The 7974-nt window shown below is 45.8% G+C and carries 6 protein-coding genes; 3 read left to right on the plus strand and 3 right to left on the minus strand.

Annotation, left to right across the window (positions count from 1 at the left end):
* Window positions 1–87: 87 nt before the first annotated feature.
* From malG to malE, 3 genes are all read right to left on the minus strand, one after another.
* On the minus strand, window positions 88–978 hold the full coding sequence (gene malG, locus DK423_RS10725) for a maltose ABC transporter permease MalG (RefSeq protein ID WP_005557562.1): 891 nt from the start codon (window positions 976–978) through the stop codon (window positions 88–90).
* Window positions 979–999: 21 nt separating this feature from the next.
* Window positions 1000–2544 carry a maltose ABC transporter permease MalF gene (gene malF, locus DK423_RS10730; RefSeq protein WP_061886915.1) on the minus strand — a complete coding sequence of 515 codons (1545 nt, stop codon included), beginning with the start codon at window positions 2542–2544 and terminating at the stop codon, window positions 1000–1002.
* Window positions 2545–2692: 148 nt separating this feature from the next.
* A complete protein-coding gene (gene malE / locus DK423_RS10735) occupies window positions 2693–3883 on the minus strand; it encodes a maltose/maltodextrin ABC transporter substrate-binding protein MalE (protein WP_005557557.1) in 1191 nt (396 codons plus the stop codon).
* Window positions 3884–4338: 455 nt separating this feature from the next.
* On the opposite strand from malE, the gene malK reads away from it, so the two are divergent.
* From malK to malM, 3 genes are all read left to right on the plus strand, one after another.
* A complete protein-coding gene (gene malK / locus DK423_RS10740) occupies window positions 4339–5457 on the plus strand; it encodes a maltose/maltodextrin ABC transporter ATP-binding protein MalK (protein ID WP_109043981.1) in 1119 nt (372 codons plus the stop codon).
* Between the two features lie 76 nt (window positions 5458–5533).
* The gene (locus DK423_RS10745; protein ID WP_061886467.1) at window positions 5534–6817 is read left to right on the plus strand and encodes a maltoporin; all 1284 of its coding nucleotides are present in this window, start codon (window positions 5534–5536) and stop codon (window positions 6815–6817) included.
* 87 nt (window positions 6818–6904) lie between these two features.
* Window positions 6905–7804: a maltose operon protein MalM gene (malM, locus tag DK423_RS10750; RefSeq protein WP_005557550.1), complete on the plus strand. Its 900-nt coding sequence runs from the start codon at window positions 6905–6907 to the stop codon at window positions 7802–7804.
* Window positions 7805–7974: the final 170 nt, after the last annotated feature.

The following is a 7974-nucleotide window of genomic DNA, read 5'->3' on the forward strand; positions in this document are numbered from 1 at the left end:
AAAACTTTTTACCAACCACAAGTTTGTTTAGCTTAGTGAAAAAACATTTGACTTTGGGGCTGGGAGACAGTATCTACAAATGGTGTTTTACCCCTTCACCCCGCCTGCCGTTAATCCGCCGATTAACCAGCGTTGAGCCAGTAAGAACACGAGGGTAATCGGAATGGCGGAAAGCACCGCTGCAGCGGCGAAGTCGCCCCAGAGGTAGTTTTGCGGGTAGAGATATTGTTGCATTCCCACCGCCAGGGTGTAGCTGTTGACATCGCGTAATAATAGCGAGGCAACCGGCACTTCGGTAATGGCGGCGATAAAGGACAGAATGAACACCACCGCCAGAATCGGTACGGAGAGCGGCAATAAAATCAAGCGGAATGCCTGCCATGGAGTGGCGCCGTCTAAGGCAGCGGCTTCTTCCAGGGAACCGTCGATGGTTTCAAAATAGCCTTTAATGGTCCAAACGTGTAAGGCGATACCGCCCAAGTAAGCGAAAATCACGCCGCCGTGGGTGTTTAAGCCGAGGAACGGAATATATTGACCGAGGCGATCGAACAAGGCGTATAAGGCGACCAAAGACAATACGGCAGGGAACATTTGGAAAATTAACATGCCTTGCAAGATGGTCTTTTTGCCTTTGAATTTCATTCGCGCGAAAGCATAGGCGCAGGTGGTGGAGAGGGTCACGATGCCGACAGAGGTGATGGTCGCCACTTTAATGGAGTTCCATAACCACAACAACACAGGGAACGGCGGCGGTGTGACGGAGCCGTCGGCGTGTACCACATCGAAGCCGAGCGCCGCTTGCCAGTGTTCCCAGGAAATTTGTTTCGGAATCAGATCGCCCAACGCGAGGTTGCCCGGGCGCAGAGAAATGCCGATCACCATCAGAAGAGGGAAAATAATCAGACAAATAAATGCAATCAGCAGTAAATGGGTAGCCCATAAACGGTAGCGGGCAGATTTGGATTGTACGATAGCCATAATTCTGTTCTCCTGAATGCGTTAGTCTAATTTCATTTTGGTGGCTTTGATGTTCAGTAATGCTAAGCCGCCGACGAGCAAGAAGATAATGGTGGCAATCGCCGCCGCCAATCCGAAGTCTTGCGTGCCGCTGCCTTCAAAGGCGATGCGGTAGGTATAGCTGACGAGCAAGTCGGTGTAACCCGCCGGCGTGGTGGTGCCGATCATGTCCGGGCGACCGTTGGTTAATAATTGAATCAACACGAAGTTGTTAAAGTTAAAGGCGAAGGACGCAATCATTAACGGGGTTAACGGTTTTAACAACAACGGGAAAGTGATTTTGCTGAAGTTCTGCCAGGTGGATGCGCCGTCCATGGCGGAGGCTTCGTATAAATCCGACGTAATGGCTTTCAATAAGCCCATGCACAAAATCATCATGTACGGGTAACCCAACCAGGTGTTGACGATAAGAATCATGGTTTTCGCCAGGAACGGATCGTTAAACCATTCCGGGCTGATACCGAATAATTGATTCAGAATAACGTTGATTTCCCCGAAACTTTGGTTGAATAAACCTTTGAAAATCAAGATGGAGATAAAGGACGGCACGGCGTACGGTAAAATTAACAACAAGCGATACACGCCTTTGCCTTTTAAGGCTTCCCATTGCACCACGCAAGCCAGCACCATGCCGAGGATGACGGTGAAGACGACGGTGAGTAAAGAGAAAATCACTGTCCAGATAAAGATTTGAATGAATGGTTTTTGAATGCCTTCATCGGTGAAGATTTTCACGAAATTCAGCCAGCCCACAGATACGGTATAGCCTGGTTCTAAGGTTTCATTTAGCCATTCGCCGGTTTCATTAACCGCCTGGAAAAAGCCGATGTCGTTGTTGGCTTTGTAGATTTTACCGTTTTCGTTATTGGTTAAAGTGTTGGTTTCGCTGTTAAAGGTGTAACGCGGTTTTTGTTCGGAGAATTGACGCAATGAGCTCATGGTCAATTCATTGCCGCTCGGCAAGGTCACGCGCATGGCTTGTAAGGCACTGCGATTTTGCGTAATGACTTTAAGCGGAGCCGCTTCGCCTTGTGGCGCGGCTTGTTCGGTCACAGTGATTTCATTATCGGCGAGTTTAATAGGTACGGAAGCGAAATCCTGTCCGGTATTGTTATTGCGTAGGGCGAGGATATAGCTGTTGTCTTGTTGCGGGTAAAGTTTGAAATCGTATTTATCACTGGCGAAATAACGTTGTTCGCCTAATACGGCAACGGCACGTTCAAAGGAAAGCTGGTTGGTGCCGCTGTAATTGGTGAAAGCGATGGCGATGGTGGCGACCAGCGGGAATAAAATAAAAATCGCCATGCCCGTTAAGCCGGGATACACATAGCGCCATGCGTACACTTTTTTGCTGCTGAAAATGTACACGCCGGAAGTCAGAATCACCAAGGTTAAAATGGCGAACAAATATTCTCCCTGCGAATACATTAAAACCACTAAATATAAGTCAATCAACAATACGACGCCGGCTAACAAATATTTCAGCCACGGGGATTTCGATGTCGCTTGAGTCGGAGATTGTTGCATAAAACACCTCGAGAAAATAATGACGAACTAACGGCGGTGTGAAAAACATCTGAAAAAAAAAGACCGCACTTTTATAGATAACGGGAGTGGTATTCTCCCGTTGATATTGTGCCGAACCGTTAATTCGGCTCGGCACATCAGGCTTGCTTTATTGTTGTTTTTGGATACGCGCGCGGGCATCGTCCAAGGCTTGTTTCACGCTTTGACGACCACTGACGGCATTGCCGATTGCCGCTTTTTCGGCATACCAGAAGGCGCTCATTTGCGCGATATTCGGCATAATTTCACCGTTTTGCGCATTTTCCATGGTCGCGGCGATACGCGGATCTTTCGCTAATTTTTCTTGGTAGGATTTCAATGCCACAGCGCCTAGCGGTTTGTCTTTGTTAACGGTTTCCAAACCTTCATCGGTCAACAGGTAGTTTTCCATGAATTCCACCGCAAGATCTTTGTTCGGGCTGGCGGAGTTAATACCGGCACTTAACACACCGACAAACGGTTTGGCGTTTTGACCGTTTAACGTCGGCAACACGGCAACGCCGTAGTTGATTTTGCTTTTCTCAATGTTACCCCAAGACCAAGGACCGTTAATGGTTAATGCCGTATCGCCTTTGTTAAATGCCGCTTCGGCGATGGCATAGTCCATATCGGCGCTGATAACTTTATTTTTCACCATATCTACCACGAATTGCAGGGCTTTTTGTGAACCTTCGTTATTTACGCCGATGTCGTTAATGTCATATTTGCCGTTGGCAAATTTAAAGGCATAACCGCCGTTAGAGGCGACGATAGGCCAAGTGAAGTAAGGCTCGGACAGGTTCCACATAATGGCGTTTTTCTTGTCTTTTTTGAGTTTGGCATCAAGCTCTACAATTTCTTCCCAAGATTTCGGCGGAGTAGGAAGCAGGTCTTTGTTGTAGATTAAAGACAAGGATTCAATCGCCACCGGATAGCCGATGACTTTGCCGTTATAGGTTTCCGCATCCCAGGCAAAATCCACGAATTTATCTTTAAATTCTTTGCTTGGAGTCAGTTCGACCAATAAACCGGATTGTGCATAGCCGCCGAAACGGTCATGTGCCCAGAAAATAATGTCCGGGCCGTCACCGGTGGACGCCACTTGGGCAAATTTTTCTTCCAGTCTGTCCGGGTGTTCTACCAAAACGGAAACGCCGGTATCTTGTTCAAATTTCTTACCCACTTCGGCCAAGCCGTTATAGCCTTTGTCGCCGTTGATCCAAATAACCAATTTTCCTTCGGTCATTTTTGCCATTACAGCGGAAGACATAACTAAGCCCGCCACGGCGGTTAAAGTGAATTTAACGAGTTTGTTTTTCATGTTGTAAGTCCTTATTGGTTATTTACTGATACCGGAACGAATACGTTGAACCGCTTCGTCCGGTGCCTGTTTAACGGTTTGACGTTCGGTAACCACAGTTGAGTGGCGGTATTTTCCAGTGAGCATGAAACACTTAAAAAGCCTTTTTACACATTATTGGCATTATCCGGAAATATTTTATTTTGTTATCCTCCCCCTGACTACTCCTTGTCTGTAACACTGTGATCTCATCGACATTTTTTATAAGTTTGTGACTTCGATCACATAAATTAATTAAAAAAATTAGAGCTGGATCACAAAATTTTATGTGCCTGCCGAAAAAGAAAATATTTGAATGAATTTTGAACGATTTCATCTAATCCCCCTAAATTTTTTATCAAGGAGGATTTTTTCTTTATACGGATAAGTATGATTAGCCCAAATATAAAAAGATTAAGGTATTGAGAGGTTTCATTATGGCAAGTGTAACATTGCGCAATGTGGGAAAATCTTACGGAAACGTACGTATTTCCAAAGATATTAATTTGGATATTGAAGAAGGCGAATTTGTCGTCTTTGTCGGACCGTCCGGTTGCGGCAAGTCCACATTATTGCGAATGATTGCCGGACTTGAGGATATTACTACCGGTGAACTTTATATCGGCGAAAAACGGATGAACGATGTGCCACCGGCAAAACGCGGTATCGGTATGGTGTTCCAATCTTATGCCCTGTATCCGCATTTGGATGTAGCGGAAAATATGTCTTTCGGGTTGAAATTAGCCGGTGTGAATAAAACGGAACGTGATCAGCGCGTTAATCAGGTTGCCGAAATTTTACAGCTTGCCCATTTGCTTGAACGTAAACCGAAAGCCTTGTCAGGCGGTCAACGCCAACGTGTGGCGATTGGGCGAACCCTGGTTTCTCAGCCTGAAGTATTCTTGCTGGACGAACCGCTTTCCAACTTAGATGCCGCTTTGCGTGTACAAATGCGGGTGGAAATCTCCAAATTACACAAAAAACTCAATCGTACTATGATTTATGTTACCCATGATCAAGTGGAAGCCATGACCCTGGCAGACAAAATCGTGGTGTTGAATGCGGGCGGTATTGCGCAGGTGGGGAAACCGCTGGAACTTTACCATTATCCGCAAAATCGTTTCGTAGCGGGCTTTATCGGCTCACCGAAAATGAACTTCCTGCCGGTGAAAGTGACCGCGGTAGAAAAAGAGCGGGTGCAAATCGAATTGCCCGACGCCAACCATCATAACTTCTGGATCCCGGTTTCCGGCAATGGCGTGAAAGTGGGTGAAAACCTTTCATTAGGTATACGCCCTGAGCATTTAATTCCGTCTGATGAAGCAGAAGTTACGTTGTGCAGCAATGTACAAGTGGTGGAATTGCTCGGTAACGAAACGCAAATTCATCTTGAAATCCCTGAAATTAAACAGCCGACTTTAATTTATCGCCAAAATGATGTGGTGTTGGTGAAAGAGGGGGAAACGATGGACATCGGCATCATTCCGGAACGTTGCCATCTGTTTAAAGAAGACGGCACCGCCTGCCAACGTTTATATAAAGAAAAAGGCGTTTAAAGGAATTGATTACACCATAGAGGCCACGGGCTACCGGTGGCTTAAGGTTATTAACTCAATGCAAGAGAGGTCTCTTATGAAAATTCAAAAAACACTTCTGACAATTGCTATTAGCGGAGCATTATTTGCAACAAGCGCCAGTGCGGTGGATTTCCACGGTTACGCCCGTTCCGGTATCGGTTGGACATCAGGCGGTGGCGAACTTACTGCATTTTCTGCTAATGGTGCACCGGCAAAATACCGTTTAGGTAACGAATCCGACACCTATGCGGAATTAGGCTTCGGTCAGGAATTGTGGAAGGAAGGCAACAAACGCTTCTATTTTGATAGCTTAATTGCCTATGGTGGTAATTTACACAAAGGTGACTGGACCGAAACCAGCCCGGCGGTGCGGGAATTAAACGTGAAATTTGAAAATTTCGCCGACAGTTTACCGGGCACCACATTGTGGGCCGGTAAACGTTTCTACCAACGTCATGACGTACACATGAATGACTTTTACTACTGGGATATTTCCGGTCCGGGTGCAGGGGTTGAAAACATTGATTTAGGTTTTGGTAAATTATCTCTTGCGGTAACCCGTAATACGGAAGCAGGCGGTGCATTTGGCTACTACTATGATCGCGCAAATAAAAGATGGGATACGACCCGTAAAGTACAAAAAGATGTTTACAACGATGTATTCGATGTTCGTTTGGCTGAAGTTCAAGTAAGCGAAAACGGTAAATTGGAATTCGGTTTTGACTACGCCAGATCCCATAAGAAAGATGGTGCTCGCTATGTAAATGATGACGCAACTAAAAACGGTCATATGTTCACTATTGAACACACTCAAAGCGAGTTCTTCGGTGGCTTCAATAAATTCACCGTGCAATATGCCAAAGATTCCATGGCATCTGACGGTTGGAACTACGGCCATGCGCAAGGTTCATTAACCAGCAACCGTGGTCACATGATCCGTTTAATCGACCAAGGTACCGTTCAATTCAACGATAAAGTTGAAATGATGTACGCCTTGATTTATCAAAAAACCGATTTAGATAACAAACAGGGCAAAACCTGGTACTCTGCCGGCGTTCGTCCGATGTATAAATGGACAAATACCATGAGTACCTTAATGGAACTCGGTTATGACCGGGTGAAAGATCAAGCCACCAGTAAGAAAAATGACTTAACCAAAGTTACCCTTGCGCAACAATGGCAGGCAGGCAACAGCATCTGGGCGCGCCCGGCGATTCGTGTGTTCGGGACTTACGCACACTGGAATGATAAATTCAACACTGAAAATCGTATTGAACATGGTTACAAAGCGAAAGACGGCGAATTTATCGCAGGTGTTCAATTTGAAGCGTGGTGGTAATCACCGCAAAATGTGCTATCCGCTAATGCGGGTAGCACAATAACTTTCCTAATTCTTTCATGAAATACATTTTTTTCTGAGGTTAATATGAAAAAAACGATGAAATTTTTGACCGCACTTTTATTGGTAAATATGGCAGTAACCTTACCAAGCCGGGCTAATACGCCTGTTCATATTAACTCAACGGCACTGGCAAACCTGCAATGGCAGGACGTGTCCTTTTCTGAAAAAGCCACCACCAATTTATCCGAACAACAAAAACAAGCCTTTACTGTGCCCTTTGCCGGTGTAGAAAGCCCGATTGCCGCTTATCGCATTCCGGCGAACCAAGGCACTTTGGAAGTGGAAATTATCAGCCCTATTGAAGACAAAAGCGCATTCGTTCCAAGTGCGGTGGTTTTAGACAGCAATTTTAATGTAGCGGCGACTTATCCGTCATCTGAATTCAAATTCCAAGAAGAACGCGGCATGCAACCGAATCGCTTTGCCGCCGAGTTAAACCTTACGCCTGCCGCCTCACAAGGTTATATTTATCTGTTGATTTACACCACGCAACAGGATTTGGCGAAAACCACCATGATCCCGCATCCGGCGAAACTGTATGCCAAAGGCACCGGACACCAACCGCCGGCATTGAATGATATTGAAGTGAAACACAGTTTGAACGGTCAGATTATCGTGAATGTGACTAACGCCAACGGTACGCGCTTTATCGGTATGCCGACCAATATTTTCTCCTCTTCCGATAAAAAAGCGGCTCAACCGGTAGGGGCTGCGCCTGCACCGGTGCCGACAGCAAACGTTGCGACGTCTAAAGCGGTTAATGTACCGGTGGATAAAGACACCGAAGCCTATTTCAATCAGGCCATCACCAAAGCGTTAAAAGCCGGTGATGTGAACAAAGCGATGAATTTAGTCAACGAAGCGGAAAAACTCGGCTTAACCTCACCGCGCCAAACCTTCTTAAAACAGGTTTCCTCAAAATAACCAACTTTCTTTTTCATTCACTTTTCATGATTTGCCACCGAATTTCGGTGGCTTTTTTATGGCTTGAATTGTCAAACCAAGTGCAACAATTTCTTAAAGTAAACCTCATAAGGTGTTTTCCGGCCTAAACACTTTCGTGGTCTTAGATTGAGTTTATCTACGACAGACTG

Origin of the sequence: Aggregatibacter actinomycetemcomitans (assembly GCF_003130205.1) — a bacterium.
Lineage (GTDB): Bacteria > Pseudomonadota > Gammaproteobacteria > Enterobacterales > Pasteurellaceae > Aggregatibacter > Aggregatibacter actinomycetemcomitans_A.

What these genes read in the sequence shown, in the direction of transcription:
- DK423_RS10745 (WP_061886467.1), top strand. Translation starts at nt 5,534, where the DNA reads ATGAAAATTCAAAAAACACTTCTGACAATTGCTATTAGCGGAGCATTA.
- malF (WP_061886915.1), bottom strand. Translation starts at nt 2,544, where the DNA reads ATGCAACAATCTCCGACTCAAGCGACATCGAAATCCCCGTGGCTGAAA.
- malK (WP_109043981.1), top strand. Translation starts at nt 4,339, where the DNA reads ATGGCAAGTGTAACATTGCGCAATGTGGGAAAATCTTACGGAAACGTA.
- malG (WP_005557562.1), bottom strand. Translation starts at nt 978, where the DNA reads ATGGCTATCGTACAATCCAAATCTGCCCGCTACCGTTTATGGGCTACC.
- malE (WP_005557557.1), bottom strand. Translation starts at nt 3,883, where the DNA reads ATGAAAAACAAACTCGTTAAATTCACTTTAACCGCCGTGGCGGGCTTA.
- malM (WP_005557550.1), top strand. Translation starts at nt 6,905, where the DNA reads ATGAAAAAAACGATGAAATTTTTGACCGCACTTTTATTGGTAAATATG.